This window comes from Paenibacillus aestuarii, from assembly GCF_027789125.1.
Lineage (GTDB): Bacteria > Bacillota > Bacilli > Paenibacillales > NBRC-103111 > Paenibacillus_E > Paenibacillus_E aestuarii.
The window spans coordinates 24,359-49,678 of the sequence record NZ_JAQFVF010000079.1; the positions used below are offsets into that span (position 1 = coordinate 24,359).

22 protein-coding genes are annotated in these 25,320 nt (G+C 46.8%); 19 read left to right on the top strand and 3 right to left on the bottom strand.

The features are described 5' to 3' along the window. The first annotated feature begins 544 nt into the window (after positions 1 to 544). From O9139_RS26555 to O9139_RS26565, 3 genes are all read left to right on the top strand, one after another. Positions 545 to 1,786: an MFS transporter gene (locus tag O9139_RS26555; RefSeq protein WP_270884807.1), complete on the top strand. Its 1,242-nt coding sequence runs from the start codon at positions 545 to 547 to the stop codon at positions 1,784 to 1,786. Positions 1,787 to 1,839: 53 nt separating this feature from the next. Continuing rightward, positions 1,840 to 2,793, top strand: coding sequence for an aldo/keto reductase (locus O9139_RS26560; RefSeq protein ID WP_270884772.1), 954 nt, complete (start codon positions 1,840 to 1,842; stop codon positions 2,791 to 2,793). 78 nt (positions 2,794 to 2,871) lie between these two features. Further along, complete coding sequence (locus O9139_RS26565) at positions 2,872 to 3,189, top strand: NIPSNAP family protein (protein WP_270884773.1); 318 nt, start codon at positions 2,872 to 2,874, stop codon at positions 3,187 to 3,189. A 518-nt stretch (positions 3,190 to 3,707) separates the two neighbouring features. Here O9139_RS26565 and O9139_RS26570 read toward each other — a convergent pair. Then, the gene (locus O9139_RS26570) at positions 3,708 to 4,607 is read right to left on the bottom strand and encodes an AraC family transcriptional regulator (RefSeq protein ID WP_270884774.1); all 900 of its coding nucleotides are present in this window, start codon (positions 4,605 to 4,607) and stop codon (positions 3,708 to 3,710) included. Between the two features lie 347 nt (positions 4,608 to 4,954). On the opposite strand from O9139_RS26570, the gene O9139_RS26575 reads away from it, so the two are divergent. The 8 genes from O9139_RS26575 (at position 4,955) to O9139_RS26610 (ending at position 13,994) form a co-directional block, all read left to right on the top strand. After that, the gene (locus tag O9139_RS26575) at positions 4,955 to 5,641 is read left to right on the top strand and encodes a GntR family transcriptional regulator (protein WP_270884775.1); all 687 of its coding nucleotides are present in this window, start codon (positions 4,955 to 4,957) and stop codon (positions 5,639 to 5,641) included. 19 nt (positions 5,642 to 5,660) lie between these two features. After that, positions 5,661 to 6,821 carry a Gfo/Idh/MocA family protein gene (locus O9139_RS26580; RefSeq protein ID WP_270884776.1) on the top strand — a complete coding sequence of 387 codons (1,161 nt, stop codon included), beginning with the start codon at positions 5,661 to 5,663 and terminating at the stop codon, positions 6,819 to 6,821. Positions 6,822 to 6,846: 25 nt separating this feature from the next. Next, positions 6,847 to 7,926, top strand: coding sequence for a Gfo/Idh/MocA family protein (locus tag O9139_RS26585; RefSeq protein WP_270884777.1), 1,080 nt, complete (start codon positions 6,847 to 6,849; stop codon positions 7,924 to 7,926). A 66-nt stretch (positions 7,927 to 7,992) separates the two neighbouring features. Then, a complete protein-coding gene (gene uxuA, locus O9139_RS26590) occupies positions 7,993 to 9,093 on the top strand; it encodes a mannonate dehydratase (protein WP_270884778.1) in 1,101 nt (366 codons plus the stop codon). 179 nt (positions 9,094 to 9,272) lie between these two features. Continuing rightward, on the top strand, positions 9,273 to 10,232 hold the full coding sequence (locus O9139_RS26595; protein ID WP_270884808.1) for an ABC transporter permease: 960 nt from the start codon (positions 9,273 to 9,275) through the stop codon (positions 10,230 to 10,232). A gap of 13 nt (positions 10,233 to 10,245) precedes the next feature. Further along, positions 10,246 to 11,106 carry a carbohydrate ABC transporter permease gene (locus O9139_RS26600; RefSeq protein ID WP_270884779.1) on the top strand — a complete coding sequence of 287 codons (861 nt, stop codon included), beginning with the start codon at positions 10,246 to 10,248 and terminating at the stop codon, positions 11,104 to 11,106. Positions 11,107 to 11,181: 75 nt separating this feature from the next. Further along, positions 11,182 to 12,819, top strand: a complete 1,638-nt coding sequence (locus O9139_RS26605) for an extracellular solute-binding protein (protein ID WP_270884780.1) — start codon at positions 11,182 to 11,184, stop codon at positions 12,817 to 12,819. Positions 12,820 to 12,968: 149 nt separating this feature from the next. Then, positions 12,969 to 13,994: an ROK family protein gene (locus tag O9139_RS26610; protein WP_377523488.1), complete on the top strand. Its 1,026-nt coding sequence runs from the start codon at positions 12,969 to 12,971 to the stop codon at positions 13,992 to 13,994. A 385-nt stretch (positions 13,995 to 14,379) separates the two neighbouring features. On the opposite strand, the gene O9139_RS26615 is transcribed toward O9139_RS26610, so the two are convergent. After that, on the bottom strand, positions 14,380 to 15,177 hold the full coding sequence (locus tag O9139_RS26615) for an AraC family transcriptional regulator (protein ID WP_270884781.1): 798 nt from the start codon (positions 15,175 to 15,177) through the stop codon (positions 14,380 to 14,382). A gap of 237 nt (positions 15,178 to 15,414) precedes the next feature. On the opposite strand from O9139_RS26615, the gene O9139_RS26620 reads away from it, so the two are divergent. From O9139_RS26620 to O9139_RS26635, 4 genes are read left to right on the top strand one after another with little or no spacing between them, the layout of a single operon-like run. Continuing rightward, entirely contained in the window at positions 15,415 to 16,938 is a 1,524-nt protein-coding gene (locus tag O9139_RS26620; RefSeq protein ID WP_270884782.1) for an ABC transporter substrate-binding protein, read from the top strand. Between the two features lie 54 nt (positions 16,939 to 16,992). After that, entirely contained in the window at positions 16,993 to 17,943 is a 951-nt protein-coding gene (locus O9139_RS26625) for a carbohydrate ABC transporter permease (RefSeq protein ID WP_270884783.1), read from the top strand. After that, complete coding sequence (locus O9139_RS26630) at positions 17,943 to 18,794, top strand: carbohydrate ABC transporter permease (protein WP_270884784.1); 852 nt, start codon at positions 17,943 to 17,945, stop codon at positions 18,792 to 18,794. Before O9139_RS26625 ends, O9139_RS26630 begins: the two co-directional genes overlap by 1 nt. A 44-nt stretch (positions 18,795 to 18,838) precedes the next feature. Further along, complete coding sequence (locus O9139_RS26635; protein WP_270884785.1) at positions 18,839 to 20,302, top strand: sulfatase family protein; 1,464 nt, start codon at positions 18,839 to 18,841, stop codon at positions 20,300 to 20,302. 137 nt (positions 20,303 to 20,439) lie between these two features. Here O9139_RS26635 and O9139_RS26640 read toward each other — a convergent pair whose 3' ends face one another. After that, complete coding sequence (locus tag O9139_RS26640) at positions 20,440 to 21,312, bottom strand: AraC family transcriptional regulator (RefSeq protein WP_270884786.1); 873 nt, start codon at positions 21,310 to 21,312, stop codon at positions 20,440 to 20,442. 138 nt (positions 21,313 to 21,450) lie between these two features. Between O9139_RS26640 and O9139_RS26645 the strand changes: the two genes are divergently transcribed. From O9139_RS26645 to thiM, 4 genes are all read left to right on the top strand, one after another. Beyond that, positions 21,451 to 22,299 (top strand): amidohydrolase family protein, encoded by an 849-nt coding sequence (locus O9139_RS26645; RefSeq protein ID WP_270884810.1) that lies wholly within the window; start codon positions 21,451 to 21,453, stop codon positions 22,297 to 22,299. Continuing rightward, complete coding sequence (locus O9139_RS26650; RefSeq protein ID WP_270884787.1) at positions 22,296 to 23,252, top strand: aldo/keto reductase; 957 nt, start codon at positions 22,296 to 22,298, stop codon at positions 23,250 to 23,252. The genes O9139_RS26645 and O9139_RS26650 overlap by 4 nt, the downstream gene beginning before the upstream one ends. Beyond that, positions 23,249 to 24,262, top strand: a complete 1,014-nt coding sequence (locus tag O9139_RS26655) for a zinc-binding alcohol dehydrogenase family protein (RefSeq protein WP_270884788.1) — start codon at positions 23,249 to 23,251, stop codon at positions 24,260 to 24,262. The genes O9139_RS26650 and O9139_RS26655 overlap by 4 nt, the downstream gene beginning before the upstream one ends. A 242-nt stretch (positions 24,263 to 24,504) precedes the next feature. Continuing rightward, complete coding sequence (gene thiM, locus O9139_RS26660; protein WP_377523507.1) at positions 24,505 to 25,311, top strand: hydroxyethylthiazole kinase; 807 nt, start codon at positions 24,505 to 24,507, stop codon at positions 25,309 to 25,311. The last annotated feature ends 9 nt before the right edge of the window (positions 25,312 to 25,320 follow it).

Here is a 25,320-nt window from a genome sequence, read left to right on the forward strand (position 1 = left end):
TCATGTGTAAATCATTACAAATTTTATTGATCGAAAGAAAAAAAGAAGCTGGTCAGCTCCTTTTAGTCTACTTGCTTATTTAATTTAGCTTTCAATAGAGAAACCTCATTACTTAACTCGCTGATTTTGTACTCTAAGATATCATTTGATTTAATTTTTAATTCATATACTTTAAAGAAACGGTACAGTAAATATAGGATTGGCCATGGTGATAAATAAAAACCAAACGTTATAATTTTTCCTAGTAAATACATTGTGTCTATAACCTCCCAGTGCAAATGATAACAGAATATACGAATTACCACATTGTTTCAACCTGTATATAAATTTAGTCCGAATCGGAGTTCGTGTCGTCGATAATGAATCATCGGCTGGTTTTATAGTTTTATTTAAATGCGATTGGAGGGTTTACTTCAGGTAACTAAGTATAATATTATTCACTCCTTCTCATGGCAGGATTGACCAACTATAATTAAAGTTAGTAGGCAAAATTCTTGGTAATTTTTTACAAGGGGGTGAGGGAGGATGGCCTATCTAAAACTTGATGAATCCAACCGAGATCCGGGTATGGATCGGCGAAGAGGTATTCATGCAAATCATTCGTGACGTTAGCAGGTTTGTTTCAATTCCCGGAGCGAGAACGCTGCTTACCATGTTATTTTTTTATGGTATTGGAACAGGCATTTTAGCACCTATGAACGCGGTGTATCTCAACGAGAGCGTGGGGCTTTCTAAGGTACAGATCGTTGTAGTTTTCGCGGTCTCACTGTTCTGCAATATAGCCATTACGATTACAATCGGATGGATCAGCGACAGTTTGAAAAACAAGAAGAAGCTACCGATCATAGCGGCCTTATTTTGCATAATCGGGCTGTTCATTTACATGAATGCTTCTGGATTTCGAAGTGCACTCATGGGTATGACGATCACCGTTGCACCGTCGGGATTGATTATGGGACAGCTGTTTGGCATGGCTAGAAATCATTTTTCCAGGTACGCCAGTGACATTGTGGAGATCGCCCAAATATGGCTTCGGGCCTGCTATAGTATTGGATTTTTTGCGGGACTGCTGCTTGGAGCGAACATCTTCCTCCTTGCAACGTTTAAGGGCGTACTGTGGGGGAATTTGGCGGGCTATGTGAGCTTGGTGATTCTCTTGTTGTTGTACAAGGAAACAACGGGGGAACCGGGAGCAAAGCAAGCGGTGAAAGGAGAACCGCTCTCCCTTGTAATGCTGGTTGCACTGCTTATGCTTTCTTGTGCTGATGCCATACGAGGACTATATTTACAGCTCGTCGTCTTAAAGCTGTTCAGTAAGCCGGAGATTATGTCCTATATATGGAGCACTCAGGCGGTTTTTGAGCTGTTTTTCATGACTCTAGGCGGATATTTGGCGGCACGGTATGGGAGTAAGAAGATTATTTTTCTTGGCGGTTGTTTTGCGCTTATCACTTATTTGACTTATACAAGCAGTACCTCACTTCCTGTCTTCTTTGTTGTCCAGCCGTTGTATTCGTTCTTTGTTTCGATTCTGTACGGCGTTGCCATGGGATATGTGCAGCGGATGTTTTTAAGCCGAACAGGCTTCGGGGCAAGCTTATACGTGTTCATATCGCAGACGGCTTCTTTAATCGGTTATTTCTTACCTCTGTTCATTCAGGGGATAACGCCGAAAATTTTTATCATACCAAGCCTTCTGGTAGCGCTATCATTACTCATCATCGGAGTGGTGCTGTACAAAGAAAAAGGATCGAATAGGAAGAATTCGATCGTACTCGAACAATGATGTTAGGACTTAGCTATTTTCATATGAAAAAATAGGATCCGGAGGGATTTGTTATGCGTTATCGGAATTTGGGGACTAGCGGGTTAGAAGTTTCGGTGTTAGGTTTGGGTACAAATGCGTTTGGTGGACGCGCTGATAAACCTACATCAATTCGAGTACTGCACCATGCTGTTGATCGTGGAATTACGTTCATCGACACTGCCAATATTTATACGGGCACGAAGTCGGAGGAGATCATCGGAGAAGCGTTTGAAGGACGGCGTCATGAAGTGATCCTTGCGACAAAAGTGGGCATACAATTAGGAGAAGGTCCGAACACTAGAGGTTCCTCGCGCCAGCATATTCTAAAGGAAATCGAAGATAGTTTGCGCCGCTTACGGACGGACTACATTGATCTGTATCAGATCCATGTTTTTGATCCGAAGACACCGCTTGAGGAGACTCTCCGTACGTTGGATGATCTAGTGACATCCGGAAAAGTGAGATACGTAGGGGCATCGAATTACGCAGCGTGGCAAATGATGAAATCGTTAGCCATAAGCGAAAGGGAACGTCTGATCAAGTATGTTTCGGTTCAACCCGGTTATTCACTGGCTGATCGTGGTGTGGAAAGGGAGCTGATTCCATTCTGCGTGGATCAGGGGATCGGAATCATTCCATATTTCCCACTGGCAGGAGGAATTCTTACAGGGAAGTATTCGGGCGGTTCTGTGCCAAAAGGATCACAGTTGGACTTGAACCCTAACTTTGTGCGGCGTGTCGACTCCGCACGAGTGGAACTGGGTGAACAGGTGGCAAAAATTGCTGCGGAGATCGGTACATCTGCCACGGCCCTTTCGCTGGCTTGGTTGCTGCATCAGCCTGCGGTAAGCACCGTTATCGCTGGTTCGACCCGTGAATCCCAAATCGATGAGAATGTGAAGGCAGTTAACCTTGAGCTTACTGAAGACGTTCTGAAAGCGCTCGATGAAATAAGTAAAGACTTTATTTATGCACCTTCGTTTTAAAAAACATGGAAAAAATTTTGTTTCGACCTAACTTTCTGATGACAGGAACAGCTACTTATAATTTGGGGTGAGAGACTTATGATTTACGAATTGAGAATCTATACCATTATGCCTGGAAGAATCGATGCGATTCGAAAGCGTTTTTCCGATCACACATTTGGTATTTTTTCCAGACTCGGTATGCAGGTATGTGACTTCTGGGAGGATTTGGAGGAACAGCCTAAGCTCTATTACACGATGAAATATGAAAGTATGGAAGAACGAACACGACAATGGGAAGCTTTTTCGCAGGACAAGGAATGGAACGAAGTGAAACAAAAGTCTGAGCTGGACGGAAAAATTGTTGAACACGTCGAACAGATTTTTTTGAAAAAAGCGGATTACTTTAAAGGATAGATCCACGAGGCGTTAAGTATTGCTCTAAGGCGTTCACCGAAATTAGGTGAGCGCTTTTTTATTAACATACCCTTCGTTATTAAGCCGCCGAAGCACATCCCCATTGAACCGCGTGTCAGTGATGCTCTAGTGGAGTTGATCGATTTTCCAGCTACGGTAGAGGCGCTGCTTGAAATGGAACCGGAGCACACGCATTTCGGGCGGTCGCTGTTGCCGCTTTTAGCCGGTGAAACAGATGAGCATCGTGATGCTGTCTTTTGCGAGGGAGAAGCGAAAGCAGTCCACGCTAGTTTAGCGAAAACATAGGAGTAGTCTGCGACAGTGAAGTGACCCCCAAATGTTAGATGTGTGTCTAACAATTGGGGTGCACCTCACAGCAGACGCTCCTTTTTTTGACTTACGTGGATATGTCTACGACTCGCAGCGCTACGAGGATTCCTGTATTTCGATTGCTCATGGTATTACATGGCAAGCGCTAGCTTGACTCAGGGAAATGAATCGAAAACCGAGATCCGATCCTACCCTTCGTCCGTTTCGAGGCTGCTTCTATAGACGGACGGCGCAATCCCGATCCAACGCTTAAATTGGCGGCTGAAGTGGGCGCTTGTTTTATACCCGAGCATCATGGCTATATGATCTATGGACAGATCGGTCTGATGCAGCAGGCGCTGGGCCTCGCTTAACAAAATTTCCGACATATATTTGCGGGGAGCCTTTCCGTAAACCTGTTGAAAGACCCGATTCACCTGGGATGGACTTAATTTTAAGGATTCGGCTATATCTTGGACGAATTTTCTTTCGTTGTCTTCCATTTGGCCATGGAGCAGGCTGCTTCGTATCGAAGCCTCAATATTTTCGGCGATGCGGCCGGCCAGTAATTCCTTTTTTGTTAGTACGACGTTGTCGGTTTGGGACAGCTGTTCCACGAACGTTCCCAAAAGCTCAAATACGGCTGCGTACACCTTCATGCTTTTGGCAGCGGAAAGCGAGCGACTCCTGTATTCAGTCGCAAGATTGCATAAGTCTGTTAGGAAGGGAGTCAATTCTTTGACAAGGGGAGAGGCTGCTTCGTAGTAGGCGGCTTGATGACGCTCAAGTTCCTTGGAGAAAGTGGGATCGGCTACGCTGAAATGCACGCAAAAATAAGTGAAGCCATGAGAGCCTGCTGACTTGCACGAATGGATGATTCCCGGACGTATGAATAGGAGATCTCCTTTTTTTTGTTCGTAAATCTGACCCTCGACGTTCATCTTCATGTCCCCTTCGATCACCCAGTGAAGCTCGTACATGGAATGTTCATGGGAGGGATAGGTCCATTGGGAATCCACATCGCGAACATGCAGCCCCATCAGTTGAAAGGACATTCGAACGTCAGGAAGCCGGCCTAAGTCAACAGTATCGGCGATCATTTCAGACATAAAATCGTCCCCCTTGTTCTTCGTACTATTCTATATCCATTATACAGCGCTTTCATTTGAGAGGAAAATGCAAGAAATGGGTAAATGTTTTTCGCGATTAGCGCATCGTCAACTCGGCTGCAGGAGTGGTATGTTAGTATTATCACAGGGCAAAGGTAGCAAACCATGTATCTGCAAGCCGTCATCAGCATATGGTGGCTGGAAGAATGAATCCATGCAAAGAGGGCGGCCGATGAAGCTGCAAAGCGATCAGGCTCACTCCACTCAAGCTGGTATACTAGGGTAACTAGTCATCCTAACTTTTTTGTAAGCGCTTTTTTAGGTGCTCGTCGGGCTGGAGGAATCTTATGAGTATTCAGATTGACATTTCAAGAGACAAAAGAGGACTTATCCGAGATTTCGTTTACGAAACCTTGAAGAAGAACATCATGGAGTTACGACTCGAGCCGGGGCGGTTTATCTCGGAGAAAGAACTGGTCGAAATGCTCCAAGTGAGCAGGACACCGATCCGTGAAGCATTGGTAAAACTCACTCAGGAGGAATTAATCGAAACCACGCCTCAGAAAGGCTCCATTATTTCGCTTATCGATTTGCAGCATGCGGAAGAATCCCGGTTTGTCAGAAAAACCTTGGAATCCGCTGTTGTTCGAGAAGCATGTGAGCTGCTTGACAAGGAACAGGTGCTTCATCTGCAAAATCTCGTCTCACTGCAAGAACTGTGCGAATCCGAACAAAATTATGGGCGTTTGTTTGAGCTCGATGAAGAGTTTCACAAAACGATTATGATCGGCTGCGGCCGGGGTCGTACGTGGGGACTTATTCAACAAATGGCAACGCATGACAACCGCATCCGGATTTTACGGCTTGCTTCCGATTCCGACTGGAAAGTCATACTAGCCCAGCATCATGGAATTGTTCGTGCCATTAAGGAGAAGGATCCCGACCAAGCGGAAAAAATGATTAAGGATCATTTGGAGCTGGTCTTGATTGAAAAAGAAAATTTAAAACAGAAGCATACCAAATTTTTCAAATAAATTTAAGGAGTGGAAGACGTTGATAAAAGTAGCTGTTATCGGTACCGGCGGTATCGCCAATGCGCATTTGGAAGCGTATGTGAACTCGTTTAAGGGAAGATGCGAAGTTGTTGCGTTATGTGACATTTATATGGATAAGGCCGTTCAGGATAAAGAGAAATATCAGCTCGATTGCAGGGTCGAACAAGACTACCGTGAATTGCTGGACAGCGATATTGATCTGGTTTCGGTCTGCACCCCGCCGTATACGCATGCTCAAATCGCTATCGACTTTTTGCGAGCTGGAAAGCATGTATTGGTAGAGAAGCCGATGGCCTCTTCCTTGGAAGAATGCGACCGCATGTTGGAAGCGGCTTCAGAGTCGAAGCGCATTTTGTCCGTAGTCGGGCAAAACCGGTTCAGGGATCCGATCATGAAGCTGAAGCGCACGCTCGACACCGGAAAGTTAGGCAAAATCGTGCATGCACAAGTTGATTCCCACTGGTGGAGAGGGCACTGCTATTACGATCTGTGGTGGAGAGGCACTTGGGAAAAAGAAGGCGGCGGCTGTACGCTGAACCACGCCGTTCATCATATTGACATGCTGCAGTGGATGATGGGGATGCCAGACAAAGTCCATGCGGTGATGAGCAATACTTCGCACGATAACGCGGAAGTCGAGGATATCTCCATAGCTATTCTTTCTTACGGCAACGGAAGCCTGGCGCAAATTACAAGTTCTGTCGTACATCACGGAGAAGAACAGCAGCTCATTTTCCAAGGGGAAAAGGCAAGAATTTCCGCACCATGGAAGGTTTATGCATCCACCTCCAAGGAAAACGGATTTCCGATTCGGAACACCGTGCTTGAAGAGGAGCTTGAGAACACGTACAACAGCATGGCGGATCTCGCATATACCGGGCACGCCGGACAAATTGACGATGTGATGAAGGCGATCGAAGACGGATCGCTGGAGGTGCTCATTGACGGCCGAGAAGGACGCCGAACGCTTGAGCTGATTACAGCCATCTATGAAGCGGCGGCTACAGGCAAGAACGTGAGCTTGCCTTTAACGAAAGACAACTTATTCTATTCGAGAGATAGCTTGCTCGCGAACGCACCGCATTTTTACGAGAAGACTGCGTCGGTCGTTTCCTTCGCGAAGAACGACATCACTCTGGGCAGCGAATATAAGAAGTAACACAAAGAAGGAGGAGATGAATGCTATGCAAACACAAGACGGCATGAATTACGCTCCGAAAGGAAAGCCAGCCCCGGTTTGTGAAAAGGGAGCGTTTAAGTTTGCGGCGATCGGGCTCGACCATGGGCACATTTTCGGAATGTGCAATGGTCTTATCGAAGCAGGCGGACAACTGGAATGGGTGTACGACCCGGACCCGGCCAAGGTGGACAAATTCATTCAAACGTATCCTGGAGTCAAGGCAGCAAGATCTGAACAGGAGGTGCTGCAGGATCCGAATGTGAAAATGGTTGCCGGCGCAGCCATCATATCAGAACGTTGTGCCCTGGGCATGCGCGTCATGTCCCACGGGAAGGACTATTTTACCGACAAAGCGCCGTTTACAACGCTCGCGCAGCTGGAACAGGCCCGGCAAAAAGCTGCTGAAACCGGCTTGAAATATGCGGTTTATTACAGTGAGCGCGTGCATGTGGAAAGCGCGGTCTATGCCGGGCAATTGATCGAGCAGGGCGCGATCGGGCGTGTGCTGCAGGTGAGCGGATATGGTCCGCACCGGATCAATGTGCCGTCCAGACCGGATTGGTTTTTCAATCGCGAGCAATTCGGCGGCATTCTATGCGATATAGGCAGCCATCAATGTGAACAATTTCTGTTTTACACAGGTTCGAAAGACGCAAAAGTGGTGAACAGCCAGGTGGCTAATTATAACCACAAGCAATTTCAGACGTTCGAGGATTTCGGCGATTGCAACATGGTGGGCGACAACGGTTCCACGGGATACTTCCGTGTCGATTGGTTTACGCCGAACGGCCTCAGCACATGGGGCGACGGACGTACGATTATTTTGGGCACCGACGGTTATATCGAATTGCGCAAATACGTGGATATAGCCAGAGAAAAAAGCGGCGGGCACGTGTACCTCGTTAATCATGAAGGCGAGTATCATTTCGACGTCAAAGGGAAAGTTGGATATCCGTTTTTCGGGGAATTGATTACGGACTGTCTGAACCGTACGGAGATCGCGATGACGCAGGAGCACGCCTTTAAAGCGGCTGAGCTTTGCTTGACGGCGCAGCGAGATGCCAGATTGATCGAAGGCGTATAGGGGTCCAAGTGACCCCAACGGTTTTACCTTTCTCGTAGGGATACTGGAAGCTTGGAGGAATTGGCGATGAGAATGGTATTCAGATGGTTTGGCGAAGGCAATGATACGGTTACACTTGGTCAAATCAGACAAATTCCCGGCGTGGAGGGCATTGTCTGGGCGCTGCATGACATTCCTGCAGGAGAAGAGTGGCCGCTCGAAAGAATGCTGGAGATCAAAAAGCAGGCTGACGAATACGGCTTTCATACTGAGGTTGTAGAGAGCGTTAACGTACATGAGGATATCAAGCTGGGCCTGCCTACGAGGGACCTATATATCGACAACTATAAAAAAACGATCGAGAGGCTGGCAAAGGTCGGCGTGAAGGTCATATGCTATAACTTTATGCCGGTGTTCGACTGGATCCGAACGAATTTATTTGAGCCGTTGGAGGACAATTCCACTGCACTCTTTTATGAAAAGGCTAAGATCGATAGCATGAATAATCCGGCGGAGCTGGTTCGCGTCATCAACGAGAATCCGGACTTCACGATGCCGGGCTGGGAACCGGAAAGAATGAAGCGACTGCCAGCGCTGTTTGAGGCGTACAAGAACGTTACGGAAGAGGACTTGTGGAACAACCTCAAATACTTTTTGCAACAGATCATTCCGGTCTGCGAGATCAACGACATCCAAATGGCGATTCATCCGGACGATCCGCCGTGGTCTCTGTTCGGGCTGCCGAGAATCCTCACGAACCGGGACAATATCCGGAGGCTGCTGACATTGGTGGATAGCCCTTATAACGGCGTCACGTTGTGCAGCGGATCGCTCGGTGTAAACCCGAACAACGATGTAGCGGCTATGGTGAGGGAGTTTGCGGACCGCATTCCGTTCGCCCATATCCGAAACGTGAGGCTGTACGACAACGGAAATTTCATTGAAACTTCTCACCGATCCCAGGACGGTACAATCGACATCTGCGATATTGTCAAGGCTTATCATGAGAAGGGCTTTACGGGTTATGCCAGGCCGGACCATGGAAGGCATATCTGGAACGAGCAGTGCCGTCCTGGATACGGGCTGTATGACAGGGCTCTCGGCATTATGTATTTGTGGGGGATTTGGGACTCGCTCGAAAGAACACAGCAGCGGGCGGAAGCATGCTTGCAATCAACGACAGTTTGATGACCGACGATCAATGTCCGATTTTGTAACCGGTATCATGGTGCCAGTAGAGGACGCGGGTTTATGGCCTACTTGGGAGCATAGCAGGGAAGCGGTCTCCGATTAGGATACTTCTTCTATGCTTATGCGCTGAGCGAGTTGAGAAACCAGTAGAATGGAGGTTGTAGTATATGCAGGCAATGAATCGTAGTGTTGCTCTGGATCAGAAGGAAAGCGTTGAAATACCGCTGCAAAAAAAGAAAGGGCTGTTTTACTATATCAAACAAGATTTTTTGCTTTACTTGATGCTGCTTGTCCCTATTGCCTATATAGTGATATTTAAATATGCACCCATGTATGGCATACAGATTGCTTTTAAGGATTACAACATTTTCCAGGGTGTTGGCATGAGTCCATGGAATCATTTTGACACATTCAAGCAAATTTTTTCATCACCACAATTTTTTCAAGTTGTTAGAAACACTTTGCTGCTGAACTTTTTGGATTTGCTTTTGGGATTTCCAGCGCCGATTATTTTGGCTATTTTAATCAATGAACTGGTATGGAAGAAGTTCAAAAAAATAAGCCAGACGATACTGTATCTGCCGCATTTCCTCTCCTGGGTTATTATCGGCGGAATTGTTGCTCAGCTGCTTTCTCCCACAGGGATGTTAAACTCCTTAATTAGCCATATGGGGGGGCAAGCGTTACCGTTCCTCACGAACAAATTTGCATGGGTGGCCACTTATTCATTAATTGGCGTATGGCAGAACGCGGGATGGGGTACAATTCTGTATCTGGCTGCTATGACGGGGATTGACAAGCAATTGTATGAAGCTGCCGACGCAGATGGAGCGGGAAGATTCCGGAAGATTTGGCATATTACGCTGCCAGGTATCAGACCAACCATTGTGATCCTTCTGATCCTGCAGCTCGGTAATATTATGGCGATTAACTTCGACCGTCCATTCAACATTCAAAACAACCTTGTTATGGATTATGCTGACGTTATCAGCACCTATGTTTATCGTGTAGGCATTCAATCTGCGAACTTTTCAGTTGGTGCAGCTGTCGGTCTGTTCCAGTCTGTTATTTGCTTAATATTCTTGGTAACCTCCAATTTTATTTCTCGTAAATTCGGAGAAAACGGAATATGGTGAGGAGGCATTGACAATGGCACAAACTTTAAAAAATAGAATTGTTGACTATACAGCAGCATTTGTTATTTTAATTGCGGTTTTTATTTGCCTGGTTCCTTTTCTCTATATTCTTTCGCAATCGCTTAGCTCTAGTAAAGCGATTATATCCCAGGCTGTTACCATCTATCCTATAGACTTTAATATTGAAGCCTATAAAGTTGTATTCGGGGATGCCGGTATGTTGTACTCATTGTTCTATACGGTGATTTTGACGGGCGTATTTGTGCTCCTTGCATTGACCGTAACCATATTGGCAGCATACCCGCTGACTAAAAAAAGACTCAAGGGCAGAAATGTATTTTTGTTAATGATGCTGTTTACCATGTATTTTAGCGGCGGGTTGATTCCGGACTATTTAAATGTAAAGAGTCTGAGCCTTTTGGACACACCATTGGCACTGATTCTCCCGGGTATGATGAGCGTTTACTATATGATCATCTTGAAATCGTTCTTTCAGAACTTGCCTGATAGCCTGATGGAAGCTGCACACCTGGACGGATGCAACGAACTGCAGATTCTGCTTAAGATCGTGCTGCCTCTTTCCAAGCCGGCGCTTGCCACAGTCAGTTTGCTATATGCCGTATTCCGGTGGAATTATTTTCAGGATGCACTGTTCTACATTACAGACCAGAAACTTTATACGATACAGCTTAAGCTGTATAACGTAATCAATGTTTCGCAGCAAATGGCCGGCGAGAATCTCCTTGTAAATCTGCCTTCAGAGGCATTGAAAGCGGCAAGTATTATGTTTGGTACAGTTCCGATTCTTCTCGTGTATCCGTGGCTCCAGAAATATTTTGTATCCGGCATTATGATTGGTGCTGTTAAAGGCTAATATGGGTTTGTGAAATGGACGATTTCAGCTATTTCGCGAATTTATAATATTAATTTATAAAAGGAGTTGGGTTCTTTGAAGGTAAAGACAGGAAGATCTATCAGTATTTCTTTGGCAGCGCTATTAATTGCGTCTACATTGTCCGCCTGTTCGAGTAATTCGTCAAGCGGAACAAGCGATACTAGCGGAACAAGCGGCACAAGTAACACACCCAATGCTACAGCAAGCGCTACAAAAGAACATCGAACATTAACTGTCGAAGTTTTCGACAGAGGTAAACCCGGACAGCCGGATTTGAATAATAACTACTGGACGAAGTATATTAACGATAATTTTGGCAAGCAGTTTAATGCCACAGTAAAATTTGTTTCCGTTCCAAGAGCCCAGGAAGTAGATAAGTTGAACGTATTGATGGCAGCTGGCCAGGCACCTGACATTTCCTACACGTACAACCAAGGTGTTGTTTATAACTATGTACAACAGGGTGGCTTGGCAGAGCTTGATTCAGCGCTCAAGCAGTATGGACCTACGCTAACAAAGTATCTTGGCGATGATGTATTAAAGTATGGTAAATTTAACGGCAAGCAGTATTCCGTACCGGGCAAGCGAACTGTTCTCGCAAGCTCAAATACGTTTATCCGTAAAGACTGGCTCGATAAGCTGGGTCTTCCTGTTCCTACTACACCACAACAGTTCTATGACACGATGGTTGCATTCAAAGAGAAGAATCCCGGAAATGTAAGCGGTGTTATTCCTTACGGTTTTTCCCTGCAGCCTTTAAATCCGGGGTTGAGCTTAATACCGGAAGCCTTTAAACCGTCTAACCTTACTGAAGAACAGTTTGCTACACTTCAGTCGCAACCGATCTGGTTGTCAAACTGGAGTATGCCGGGATTTGATAAAGCTGTTCAATATGTAAACAAGATGTATAATGCAGGTCTGGTTAGTCCGAATTTCGCAACGGACAAGGATGGAAAACTGTTGGATGCAGATATTTCCAATGGTAAAGTCGGAGCCTTCCAGACGAACTGGGATGGTCCGTACCGAACAGCTCCCGGCAACTACGCTAACCTTGTCAAAAATGTTCCTGGAGCTCAGCTTATTCCGATCGATCCATGGCAGAATGATGCGGGCAAACATCCAAAGAATGGATACAGCCCAAATGGTATGTATATCATCATACCTAAAACAAGTAAAAATGTTGATCTTGCCATACAGTACCTCAACTGGATGAGTGACCCTAAGGTAACCCTCTTCCTCCAGAACGGTCAAGAAGGCGTGGATTACAACATGGTTAATGGGGTTCCCAAACAGACAGGAACGACAAATTCAGGCGATAAGATGATGACTGTTGCGAACAACCTCGACTATGATATTCTTTCCAACGGTATCGAACTTGGCGATCAGAAAAAGAATGATTCCGCAATTTCTGCAGGATATCCGGGTTATGAAAAAGATGTAGAGAAGGCGTTGAGTGTAAGTATGGTTGACTATTATTCTACCTACTTCTATTCAATACCGAATGCAGCTGATGCTAAAAACAACGCAGCGCTGAAAAATCTTTCAGCACAAATGCTTGCCAAACTAATTGTTGCTAAACCGACTGAAGTGGATGGCCTATACAAATCATTGGTTCAACAGTACATGGATCAGGGCGGCAAGGCGGTTGAAGACGAGTTTATTAAGAATTATAAGGCGCAGAATGGTAAATAATAAGTGAATGGGTAGTCTAGAAACCGCTTCGGCGGTTTCTTTTTTTTCGTTAGCTGGGCAATGGCATAGATTTCTGCTATACTGACCTTACTTATTAAACGTGTTTAATAAGTAAAAGAAGATAGCTACACGATGAAAGGTGGTTGAACATGGTGACGGATTTGTATACTTCGCCCAAAGAAGTAAAGAGGGCTATCACCCAGCGCATTCGTGGGGCGCTCACGATGATGGGAAGTCTGACGAAAGCGGAACTGTGTCAGCGGCTGGGCATTAGTTTTCCCACGATCAGCAAGTTTCTTCATCAGATGGAGGTAGATGGGGAAATCTTTTATAAAGGCGATGATGATTCCAGTGGCGGCAGGCGAGCAAAGCGATACGCTTACAACCCTGAATATATGTCAGGTCTTGCCCTATTCGTCGAAAAAACGGAGATCAATTACGCTGTATTCAATAGCTTCGGGGAGATCAAGGAGCAAGGGACAACTCCTAATGTTCTACAGCATAATGTTCAACTGCTTGAAAATCATGTTGAGTTGTTGATCGAGAAATATCCAAGAATACGTTCCATCGCTATTGGAATGCCTGGTGCTGTGAAGAATGGACGAGTCATTTTTAGTCCGCCCTATGAGCAATACTTGAACTATAATTTTCAAGAGAGATTCGAATCCAAATTCCAAATACCGGTCGTGGTTGAAAACGATATGAATGCATCAGTGCTTGGCTATGCATCAAACTTTGAGTTAGAGGAAGAATCTTTGGTTTATCTGTATTTTAGTCCGTACGGACCAGGTTCGGGTATGATGATCAACGGTGATGTTGTGAGGGGGAGTACGTTCTTCACTGGCGAAATTTCGTTTGTGCCCCTGTATGACGACCGATCTTTCCTGGAAGCGTTGCATCAAGGGGAGAGCAACCAGCGGATGGATTTTGAAAGTGCTGGCAAGATTGATGCCATTGCCCGTTTAATCGCCACATACGCTGCTATCCTCAACCCACGGGCTATCGTCTTTGGCAATGATGAAATAGACGAAGCGCTTTTGAGCAGTATCCGAAATAAAAGCTCGAATTATATCCCACAAGATCACCTGCCATTATTGGTTACGAGTAATTTGAAGCAGGATTATTTAAGCGGTTTGCAATATTTATCGCGTAATTTAATGATTATGGATTATTAGAGGTAATCTAGTGCTACACCCTTACGAGAAATATGTACTTTATCTCCAAGGCGTCATCAAAGTCGGCGACAGCCACAGCAATTGTATCTTTGGATACGTTTAGTCATAGTAACGGCTCCTTTGTATGTAGCTCTGAAATGGGTTGGTTTACACAATCCATTTTGACCTACGGTGTACAAACGGAGCCGTCTTATGTTCATCCACCCTCCAGTCCGATTTTGCCCACTTATGGACATGAAATTGCCGTCAGCGAGCCCAAATAACCGCTGTAAGTGGGCAAATCCTGACGACTGCCGCTCTTCACCGGTACTGACCGCAATTAGTCGGGCTAATTCGGACTGCTGCCACACCACCTTCTGTCAGGGGCGAACCGTTGACCTTCTTGCTAATAAAATGGCAGTGACGGAGGGATGGATCCCGAATGCCTATAGACTGTGGGAGACACGGAAGTATATTTCTTGAATATGCGGAAGAAATAGGAATGATCATAATAACCCAAGTAATTCGAGATCTCTGTTACCGAGAGGTCGGTATTCGTCAACAGATTGCAAGCTTCTTTCATCCTCAAGAGGTGGACATATTGAATGGGGGATACCCCCATAACTTCACGGAACATGGATATTGTATAGTTGGACGAACGATGGATGAGAGCAGCTAGTTGATCGATATGTATAGGTTGTCTGTAGTGAGTGACCAAATATTTTTGCAGTTCGTTCGCAAGCTTAAGCTTGACAGGCGTTGCTTCCACAAGTTCAAATTCACGAGCAGCCATGCCGACTAGTTCCTGTAAAATGCCGTTAACAAAGTATCGAGTGAACTTGCCGTCTCCAACCATTTCGAGATACAGCTTCTCAAAACGCTGCTTGAAATACTCGAAGTTACGTATTTTACACTTGCCGAATTGGGATTTTCCAATAATAGGAAGTTCCTGCGAATCCTCTTCCCCATGATAGAACAAGACGGTGATCTTCTGATGCTCGCCTTCAACATTCTCACCTGCCCGCAATGTGTTAACGGGTATGAACAGAAGTTCTCCTTTTTCCCCAATCACGGTACGATCGTTAATCGTGTATTTGACTTTTCCGTCGATCATCAACACGAGTACGTTATGACTAAGCAAGAGTAAACTGGATCGCCAATTCGGAATGCGGTTGTCAAAGTGCACGGAATGAAGGGACAACATATGTACGATGTTCCTTTCAGTTAGTGTATAGCTAGACATTAGCAGTATACATAAAAAAATTCAATAATCCTATGAGGAATAAGGCGTTTCGTCATAAGATCGCAAGAGAATTGTACACATGATCCATGTAATGTGCATGGACGCTTCTCACGATCGTTTAGTACTATTCACAGTAAGGAGAGCGTTTTCAAAAAAATCTCCGGACGAAAATAGTAAAAGATGGGGAGGTTATTATTCTTGAAGCGATTAGCCCGCCAAACCTTGATCTCTACGGCAACCGTCATGGTCGTGATGTCGCTTGTGGCATGTACTTCTACGGGCTCGACCGGAGAAAGCAAACAACCGGCCGGTACGACGCAGGCTGCGAAGCCAGCCGAACAGTCAAACGGTACGCAGCAGCAAATCACGCTGCGTGTGATGGATTGGAGCGACAGTACGAAGGCCATTCGTGAGAATTTCCACAAGAAGTTCATGGAGAAATACCCCAACATTAAGATTGAATACACCCAGCTTACGATCGACCAATTCAAAAACACGATCCTGACCGCCGTAAAATCGGATGACGCGCCAGATCTGTTCCCTGTTCCGACAGGCATGAAACTAGCCACACTGGTTAAGGACGGATGGTACCAACCGCTTGATCCTTACATTGACGACAGCTTCAAAAATATGTTCGTTGACGGCACGTTTCTGGAAGGTACGACAATGGTAGGCGGAAAAATATACTCCACGCCTGAAGCCTTATCATTACCGGGGACGCTCGTTTTTTATAATAAGAAGCTGTTTAGTGAAGCGGGGCTCGACCCGGCGAAGCCTCCGAAGACGTACAGCGAATTTCGCGATGCAGCTAAGAAAATAACGATGGCCGGAAAAGGAAAGTATTACGGGATTATTGAAGGCGGCAAGCAGACGAACCGTTGGTTATCTACCGCTCAAGATTGGTCTTCTCTAGGCGGCAGTGGTTTAAATGCCAACTCGCCGATCAGTCTTGTTACTAAAAAGACGACCTACGACTCGAAGCCAGTTCTCGATGTGTTTAATTTGTTTAAAGGGATGGCCACAGATGGCAGCTATCATCCGAAAACGATGAGTCTCACAGCTCCGGAGGCCCGAGCTTTGTTTGCTCAAGGGCAGGCGGGCTTTATCGTCCAAGGTGCTTGGAATATTGGGGTTTGGAATAAGGACAATCCTGATCTCGATTACGGGGTTATGCCGCCTCCAGTACCGGATAGCGGTCGAAACGGATCGATTCCTATGACGAACTCTGGGGCATGGCTCGGTCTGTCTGCGAAGTCGAAGCATCAGAAAGAAGCGGCGCTCTACTTGAAAGAATATTATTCAAGCGATTGGTTCCAACCGCAGAAGGTCGAATCCGGCGACTCGTTTTCTCCAATTAAAGGGGTCAACGAGAAGTATGCCAAAGCCGCACAGTTAAAGCAGTATTATGACCTTTGCATGGAGTACGGCCGCATCATTCCCGACCCGGCCATCCTGAACGGGGCTGCAGCGGATGTATTTGCTGAGTTTAAAGATGTGCATCCGAATCTTGGCGAGTTGCTCGCCGGAGTTGTGGCCGGAGCTGTGAAGGATGAGCCAAGCAAGCTGAGTGATCTATCCAAACAGTTGGATAAAGCTTGGACAGCTGCGATCGAAGCAGCCCAAAAGAAGGGGGACAAAATTGAAGTTAAGGACTTCGAGTTCCCGAACTGGGATGCCATGAAAAACTACAGCATGGACGACTACAAGGCGTTGAAACAGTAAGGATGAAACATGGAAGACCTTCATCCTTGAGTCAAGCGGAGAAGGAGGATGTGTATGATGCTGCCCGCAGCGGGACTCGCTTTACAAACACGTAAGCGAAAAGCTAAGCGTAATCGAATACATTTGTGGTGCTGGCTTTTTATCGCTCCCAATATGATCTTATACACGATGTTCATCGGATGGCCAATCATCATTAGTTGGTACTACTCGCTTCTCGATTGGTCAGGGCTTAGCGCGAAGACGTTCATCGGTTTGCAAAACTACCAGGAAGTGATGAGCGATTCTTACTTCTGGGGAGCTTACGCCAACAGCTTCAAATTTATGCTGGGAGCGGTTCCGCTGCAATTAATCATTTCTCTGTTAATCGCCGTCATGTTGAACAATCCTAAGCTGCGATTTGCGAGCGGATACCGCACCCTTGTGTTTCTTCCTGTCGTGACAACAGCCTCCATCATCGGGATTATCATGGTATATATTTGGGGCGCGGACGGCGCTGTCAATTATTTGCTGATGAAGCTCCATGTGATCCAACAACCTATCAACTGGTTAACGGATGCCAAGTGGGCGATGTTCACCGTCGTGATCATCTATGTCTGGAAAAATCTCGGCATTAACATGGTGTACTGGTTGGCTGGCTTGCAAAGTGTGCCACGCGAGCTTTATGAAGCTGCGCGCGTGGATGGTGCGAATCATGTGCGGACATTTGTACATATTACACTCCCCCTTATTTTGCCAATTGGAGCCGTCATTCTGCTGCTTAATATTGCCGGTGCGCTGAAGGTATTCGATCTCATTAAGACCATGACAGACGGCGGCCCGTTTTTTGCCACAGATGTCGTTTCCACGTACATTTACCGTTACGCTTTTTCAAGTGAACTAGGATTACCCAGACTCGGTTATGCTTCCGCTGCCGGCATGTTCTTTGCCTTGACGATTGTCGTGATTGCCGTTATTCAGACGATGACCAGTCGCAGATTTAAGAAGCCAGGGGAGGAGCGGGAGTGATGCGTGACATAACGGTAAAGCGTTCTTTGGCTACCGCCGCACAATTATGCCTTCATGCCATTTTGATTTGCCTGGCGTTCATTTGGGTATATCCGTTTCTTTGGATGATTTCGGCTTCATTCAAGTCGAAGGACGATTTTTTTACCAAGGGCTTGAGTCTGATCCCTTCCTCCCTGGACGTTTCCAACTTCACCCGAGCTTGGAGAGAGGGGCATTTTGAACAATATTTCATCAACTCGCTCGTTATTGTCTTCTTTGTGACGGTCATCGTTTTATTCGTAACAGCTACATGCGGTTATGCACTCGGCCGCTATACGTTTTTCGGGAAAAAGGCGGTCGTGGGCTTGTTTGCAGCGAGCATCTTCGTCCCGTTGGAATTCGCGATTATTCCGATTTTTGAGTTGATCAAAAACCTTGGTTTGATGAACTCGCTTACTGGCGTTATTTTAGCCGAATCCGGAGGCAGCCATCTTGTGTTTGTCCTTTTGTTCGCCGGTTTTTTTCGCCAAATTCCGAAGGAGCTGGAAGACTCGGCGATTATCGATGGCAGCGGATTTATTCGGACATTCACCCAAATTATGCTGCCGCTTGCCAAGCCTATCGTAGGAAGCGCCATCATTATGCAATTTATTTGGACGTGGAACTCCTTTTTGCTACCGCTAATTCTAACCTTGAGCAATCCGGCGATCAGGCCGCTTGCAGTCGGGTTGTATGCGCTGCGGGGGGAGAACATTGTGGATTGGACCGGCATTGCTGCAGGAGGAACGATCGCCATCGTGCCGATCATTGTCATCTTCTTGTTTCTGCAGCGTTATTTTGTTGATGGCATCGCCGGAGCTGTCAAAGGGTAGGCGTATCTGAATACTTGATTTCAAAAATAGGGAGAGTTGAACAGATGAGAATATTGTTGCTTGATTTGGATTCTACAAGACCTGATCATTTAGGCTGCTACGGATATCAACGGAACACTTCACCTAATATTGATAAAATCGCTGCCGAAGGCGTCAGATTTACCAATTATTATACGTCAGACGCACCCTGCTTTCCTTCGAGGACAGCCCTGATGACCGGTCAATTCGGCATTCACAATGGTGTCGTTGGACATGGCGGTACAGCGGGCGACGTTCGTCATGAAGGCGAGGAGCGCCAGTTCCGAAGCCGCTTAACGAGCGAATGCTTTCCGGCATTATTCCGCTCCGCCGGCATGAAGACGGCGCTCGTCAGCCCTTTCGGTGAAAGACATTCGGCTTGGACGTTTTATGCCGGCTTCAATGAAATTCATAATACGGGCAAGGGGGGCATGGAATCCGCCGAAGAAGTTACCCCAGTAGTACTGAATTGGATTCAGCAAAATGCGCAGCAGGATGATTGGTTCCTCTATGTCAATTATTGGGATCCACACACTCCGTACCGCGCGCCAGTGGAATTTGGGAATCCGTTCGCGAACGATCCGCTGCCTGCGTGGATCACAGATGAGGTGCTCAAGCAGCATACCACGCTTAAGGTGGGCCCGCACAGCGCGCGTGAGATCAGTATGTTCGACAATAAAACGAACCCGAAATTCCCGCGACACCCTGGAGATTTCACGGACCGGGAAGGATTGCGTCGTGTTATTGATGGATACGATTGCGGCATTCGCTATATGGACGATCATATCGGCATGTTATTCAGTGAGCTCGAGCGGCAGGGGGTAATGGATGACCTGGTCGTGATCATTACAGCCGACCACGGTGAAAATATGGGGGAACTTGGCATCTATGGTGAACATGGAACCGCTGATCAAGGCACCTGCCGGATTCCGATGATCATCCGCTGGCCGGGCATGATGAAGAACCATGAGGATACAGGCCTGCACTACCATCTTGATATTCTACCGACGATAGCCGACCTGCTCGGAAAGTCTAAAGCTCCGTCATGGGACGGCACCAGCTATGCGGCTGCTCTGCAATCAGGCGACGCATGTGGTCGGGACTACTTGGTAGTCTCGCAATGCGCGCATGTATGTCAGCGTAGTGTTCGCTTTGGCGATTATTTGTACGTGCGGACTTATCATGACGGCTATCATTTGTTTGACAAGGAAATGCTCTTCAATCTAAAAGAAGATCCGCATGAGCAGGTCAATCTGGCGGGTGAAAACCGGAGTCTATGTCAGGAAGCGGTTTACTACTTAAATGAATGGCACGATCAGATGATGGACACGATGCCTTTCGATAATGATCCTCTTTGGACGGTTATGAAGGAAGGCGGTCCTTACCATGCTAAAGGGCATCTAAAAGGTTACATCGGCTGGTTGGAGCAGACGGGAAGAGAGTACGCGATACCTGAGCTTAAGCGTCGGCATCCGGCAGAGTTCCAGTAATTAAAGGAATGAAGGTCGAGCATCGTCTTCCCTTGACGATATATTTCCACAAAATAGCATCCGTGAATAGCGGCCTCTGAGAGAAATCTCTTGGGGGCTGCTTTTTTCAGCGCCGAAATGAATTGCGAAACATGGAGTCAATTGATCTGCCTTCTCCGATAAGCGCCAGGTGTGACACCGGTGAATTTCTTAAATAAATGATGGAAATACGGCAAGCTCTCATAGCCGCAATTATATGCAATGATATCGATACCCAAATCGGTTGCCATAAGCAGCTCTTTGGCGGTCGAAATCCTTTTTGCATTCACATAGTCCGTGATGTTCATCCCCGTTAATTGTTTGAAAACTCTAGATAAATGTGCGGCTGAGACCGACGCTTGTTTGGCCAAATACGATAGTCCTACAGCAGGATCTGTATGGCATTGATCCAGATGTTGAAGCATATGCAGCAGCCATGTAGGCCCCACGCCTCCGTCCGCAGGATGCTGATAGGACTCCTGAAGCGTAAGGCGATTTAAGCTTAGTAAGAGGCTGTTTAAGTGCAAATGTATCGCGTAACGAAAACCTGCTTCGCGTCTTTCCAGCTCTTGCTGCATCTGTTGGAGCGTTTCTTCGATGAATGGGCGCAAGGATAGCGGGCTTGCAAGCTTGTATCTTTTTAATTTGCGAGCTCGTTCGAAGATGAACATATTCGTAAACGTATCACTTAATGCATGATGCCCGATCATCTGTGGCGCAAAGAAAACGGCTGTCGAAGTAATGGGGCAATCGCCATCCGGCAAGGCGCGATGAATCGTATTGCCAGGAATAATGAAGATGTCGCCTTCATTCATCTCATAGATCATTTGATTTAAGAAAAATGTCCCCTTTCCCCCATAGACATAGACCAACTCATAGCGATCGTGAAGATGATCGGGTAGTTCTTGATTCGGAGGCTTTCTGTCCTTATATACGATTTCTAATGGAAGGAGAGGATCGTTAAAAAAGTTTTTGACAATAGGAATTCGCATCTTGTGGAACCTCCATAATGAGATGTCGTACATAGAATATCAAAATCGAGTATGTTTGTGCAAAGACAAAGAATTAACAAGCTTCCTATTCTTGGTACAATGATACATATACGGCGACAAAATAGGAGGCCTAGCATGCTGAGAATTGATGCACATCAACACTATTGGGTCATGCATCGCGACGATTATGGATGGATCACGCCGGAACTGACTGCATTGTACAGAGACTTTTTGCCAGAGCATCTGTCCCCTCATTTGAAAGCGCATCAACTTCACGGAAGTATTGTCGTTCAAGCGGCGCCGACACTAGAAGAAACCGAGTTTCTTCTTGCTTTGGCAGAAGATAACCCGTCGATTCTAGGCGTCGTCGGCTGGTTGGATCTTCATGACCCGAATCATTTCAGCCAATTTCAGCGATTTACACAGCGTCCCAAATTTGTTGGTTTTCGAACGATGATTCAAGATATGCATGACATAAGTATCATTTTTGAACCAAGCTATATTCATGCTCTTCGAACATATGCGGCCCTTGATATTCCTATAGACTTGCTGCTTAGATGCGATCAATTACAGCAAGTCGTGAAGTTAGTCAATTTGACACCAGATCTCCGAGGCGTGATCGATCATTTGGCCAAACCGAAGATCGCCCAAGGCGAGTTGGAGCCGTGGCTTCGTCAGATGAAGCGTTTGGCAGAGCATCCGAATCTGTATTGCAAGCTATCGGGTATGGTTACGGAAGCTGAACATCATCGTTGGCAGATTGAGGATTTCACGGTCTATATCCAATCCATACTGGAAATATTTGGTCCGAAACGTGTGATGTTCGGAAGCGACTGGCCGGTTTGTTTGCTTTCAGCCAATTATGACCAAGTCATTGAAGTGCTCCTGCAAGCCATTCCGGCTTCATGGGGGGAACGAGAGCGAGCGTTATTATTTGGCGGCAACGCGCAACGATTCTATAAGCTAAAGGAGGAGACTGCACGATGAAGTATCGTAAATTAGGAAATACAGGATTGGATGTATCAATCTTAAGCTTTGGCGCCTCGTCTCTAGGCTCCGTCTTTCATGAAACGGATGATGCTGAAAGTATTCGGACTGTACACGCTGCTGTTGATGGCGGTATCAATTTCATTGACGTATCCCCTTATTACGGTTTAACAAAAGCGGAAACAGTGCTTGGCCAAGCGATTGCTCAGATTCCACGTGAGCGCTTTCTTCTCTCTTCCAAAGCTGGACGCTATGGACATGATGAATTTGACTTCTCCGAGAAGCGGATTCTGCAGAGTGTGGATGAGAGCTTGAGCCGGCTGCAAACCGATTATTTAGATGTGCTTTTTTTGCATGATATCGAATTTGTTCGTTTTGATCGTGTCGCAGAAGAAGCTTTCGGTGCCTTGGAGAAGCTGAAAGCCTCAGGGAAAATCCGCTTCTCGGGGGTATCCGGTCTGCCTCTTGCCGTTTTTGAAAAAGCTCTAGCGCACACGAAATTGGACGTCGTCCTGTCTTATTGTCATTATTCGCTGAACGATACCTCCCTTCTCCGTATCGTACCTTATCTTGAGCAGCGCGGTGTAGGGTTGGTAAATGCCTCGCCGCTTTCGATGGGATTGCTAGGCTCGAAGATGGTTCCGGACTGGCATCCGGCGACGAAGGAAATCAAAGATGTGTGCCGCAAGGCGGACGAGTTCTGCGACAAGCAGGGGGCGAGCTTGGCCAGACTTGCTATTCAGTTCTCGGTAAATAATGACAGCATTCCGACTACGCTGGTCAGCTCAGCGAATCCGGCGAATATCGTCCGCAATTTGCAGTGGATTGAGGAGCCGATCGACCAGGAATTGCTGAACCAAGTTCTGGCGATTCTCGAACCTATACATAATAAGACATGGCTGAGCGGTCTTGCTGAGTATAATCACGAATTTTCGCAGGGAGGTAGCGTATGAAGGGCATTGTATGTGCACAAGTAGAACAATTTAAATTGTTGGAAATGCCGGAGCCTGAATTAATCGCAGGGCAAGCGATCATTAAGGTTCATCGAGTCGGTATCTGTGGAACCGATCTTCACGCTTTTCGAGGAAACCAACCGTTCTTTTCATACCCGCGAATATTAGGTCATGAATTAGCCGGCACGATTGAAGCCATCGCGGATGAGGCAGCTGGATTACGAGTAGGGGACCAAGTCAGCGTCATCCCTTACTTGCATTGCGGGTCTTGCATCGCGTGTAGAAGCGGGAAGACGAACTGCTGTGTGGACTTGAAAGTGATGGGCGTTCACGTCGATGGCGGCATGCGGGAGAAGATTATTGTCCCTATATCCCAGCTGGTGAAGACGGACGGCTTGACGCTGGATCAGACTGCGATGCTGGAGCCTCTCGCCATTGGGGCCCACGCTGTACGTCGCTCCGGACTGCGTGCCGGCGAGAAAGCTTTGGTGATTGGAGGAGGACCGATAGGTCTGGGGGTTGCGGCTTTCGCCAGAGCACGTGGAGCATCTGTGATTGCGTTAGACATTAACGATGAAAGGTTGATTTATTGTCAGGAGTGGGCAGGCGCCAACCATACGGTGAATGCGCTGCACCAACCTATGGAACAGATCGTTAGCTTGACGAACGGCGAACTGCCTACAGTCGTTTTCGATGCTACTGGCAATGTCAAGTCGATGGCCGATTCGTTCCAATACGCAGCACACGGGGGAACTCTTGTTTTCGTAGGTTTGGTCAAATCGGATATTACCTTCAATGACCCTGAATTTCATAAGCGTGAGCTCACGCTGATGGGCAGCCGCAATGCGACCCGAGAAGACTTTGAGTTCGTCAAAGCAACGATTCAGCAGGGCACCGTGGATATCGACCGTTATATCACACATCGCTCATCCCTGGAGGAAATGATCCCTCAATTTCTGACTTGGTTACAACCGGAATCTAAAGTGATTAAAGCAGTTGTGGAAATGTAATCATGATTCTCTTGCAAATTTATCTCACTTGAACTACACTTAAAAACAATTAAATATGTATCGGGAGCTTGTGGAAGCGGGCTGAGAGTACGGCTAACCCGCCGTAGACCGTAGAACCTGTTGGATAATGCCAGCGTAGGAATCCTTGATAAAGTGTAGCTTTGTTTTCTTTAAGCACTTTGCCTGTCGTTATGCGCTGGCAAAGTGCTTTTTATATTTTCTAAGGGAGGCAATACCGGATGTTGAATCAGCAAATGATAGCTAAAGCTTTGGAGCAAGTAAGAAAGACGAATCCGCTCGTCCACAATATTACGAATGTCGTCGTCACCAATTTTACAGCAAATGGCTTGCTCGCCTTGGGGGCATCCCCAGTAATGGCCTATGCCAAACAAGAAGTAGAGGATATGGCGAGAATTGCAGGTGCACTCGTTCTGAACATCGGCACCTTGAATGAGACTGAGGTGGAAGCGATGAAGCTGGCCGGTAAAGCGGCCAATGGACACGGCGTCCCTGTTATTTTTGACCCTGTCGGAGCTGGTGCAACCCCGTATAGGACCCTAACTGCCCGTTCGATCATGGAGGAAGTGAACGTCTCCGTACTGCGCGGGAACGCAGCAGAGGTGGCGCAGGTTGTCGGCCATCATTGGGAGATTAAGGGTGTAGACGCTGGTGAAGGTAACGGGAACGTCACTCAACTGGCGATTGAAGCTGCCCGTCAATTAGGCACAGTTGTCGCTGTCACGGGAAAGACAGACATCATATCTGATGGCACGACGACCTATGCCTGCCAGAATGGCGAAGCCATTCTCACCCGGGTGACAGGTACGGGCTGTCTGCTTACGTCCGTGATCGGTGCTTTCGCAGCCGTCCTGAACAATCCGCTCGAGGCTGCAGTTGCTGCGATTGTTACGTATGGCGTTGCTGCTGAACTGGCCGCCAAAGAATCGGCTGACCAAGGACCTGGCAGTTTTCAGATCGCTTTGCTCAATAAGCTGGCCCAAGTGACTGGTGAGGATGTTGTGCGTTTGGGTCGCGTTGAATTGCTGTAAGACAACAGG

Excerpts from the sequence above, each read along its gene's own strand:
- O9139_RS26555 (WP_270884807.1), top strand. The coding sequence starts at position 545 with ATGAATCCAACCGAGATCCGGGTATGGATCGGCGAAGAGGTATTCATG.
- O9139_RS26560 (WP_270884772.1), top strand. The coding sequence starts at position 1,840 with ATGCGTTATCGGAATTTGGGGACTAGCGGGTTAGAAGTTTCGGTGTTA.
- O9139_RS26565 (WP_270884773.1), top strand. The coding sequence starts at position 2,872 with ATGATTTACGAATTGAGAATCTATACCATTATGCCTGGAAGAATCGAT.
- O9139_RS26570 (WP_270884774.1), bottom strand. The coding sequence starts at position 4,607 with ATGTCTGAAATGATCGCCGATACTGTTGACTTAGGCCGGCTTCCTGAC.
- O9139_RS26575 (WP_270884775.1), top strand. The coding sequence starts at position 4,955 with ATGAGTATTCAGATTGACATTTCAAGAGACAAAAGAGGACTTATCCGA.
- O9139_RS26585 (WP_270884777.1), top strand. The coding sequence starts at position 6,847 with ATGCAAACACAAGACGGCATGAATTACGCTCCGAAAGGAAAGCCAGCC.
- uxuA (WP_270884778.1), top strand. The coding sequence starts at position 7,993 with ATGAGAATGGTATTCAGATGGTTTGGCGAAGGCAATGATACGGTTACA.
- O9139_RS26595 (WP_270884808.1), top strand. The coding sequence starts at position 9,273 with ATGAATCGTAGTGTTGCTCTGGATCAGAAGGAAAGCGTTGAAATACCG.
- O9139_RS26600 (WP_270884779.1), top strand. The coding sequence starts at position 10,246 with ATGGCACAAACTTTAAAAAATAGAATTGTTGACTATACAGCAGCATTT.
- O9139_RS26610 (WP_377523488.1), top strand. The coding sequence starts at position 12,969 with ATGGTGACGGATTTGTATACTTCGCCCAAAGAAGTAAAGAGGGCTATC.
- O9139_RS26615 (WP_270884781.1), bottom strand. The coding sequence starts at position 15,177 with ATGTTGTCCCTTCATTCCGTGCACTTTGACAACCGCATTCCGAATTGG.
- O9139_RS26625 (WP_270884783.1), top strand. The coding sequence starts at position 16,993 with ATGATGCTGCCCGCAGCGGGACTCGCTTTACAAACACGTAAGCGAAAA.
- O9139_RS26630 (WP_270884784.1), top strand. The coding sequence starts at position 17,943 with ATGCGTGACATAACGGTAAAGCGTTCTTTGGCTACCGCCGCACAATTA.
- O9139_RS26635 (WP_270884785.1), top strand. The coding sequence starts at position 18,839 with ATGAGAATATTGTTGCTTGATTTGGATTCTACAAGACCTGATCATTTA.
- O9139_RS26640 (WP_270884786.1), bottom strand. The coding sequence starts at position 21,312 with ATGCGAATTCCTATTGTCAAAAACTTTTTTAACGATCCTCTCCTTCCA.
- O9139_RS26650 (WP_270884787.1), top strand. The coding sequence starts at position 22,296 with ATGAAGTATCGTAAATTAGGAAATACAGGATTGGATGTATCAATCTTA.
- O9139_RS26655 (WP_270884788.1), top strand. The coding sequence starts at position 23,249 with ATGAAGGGCATTGTATGTGCACAAGTAGAACAATTTAAATTGTTGGAA.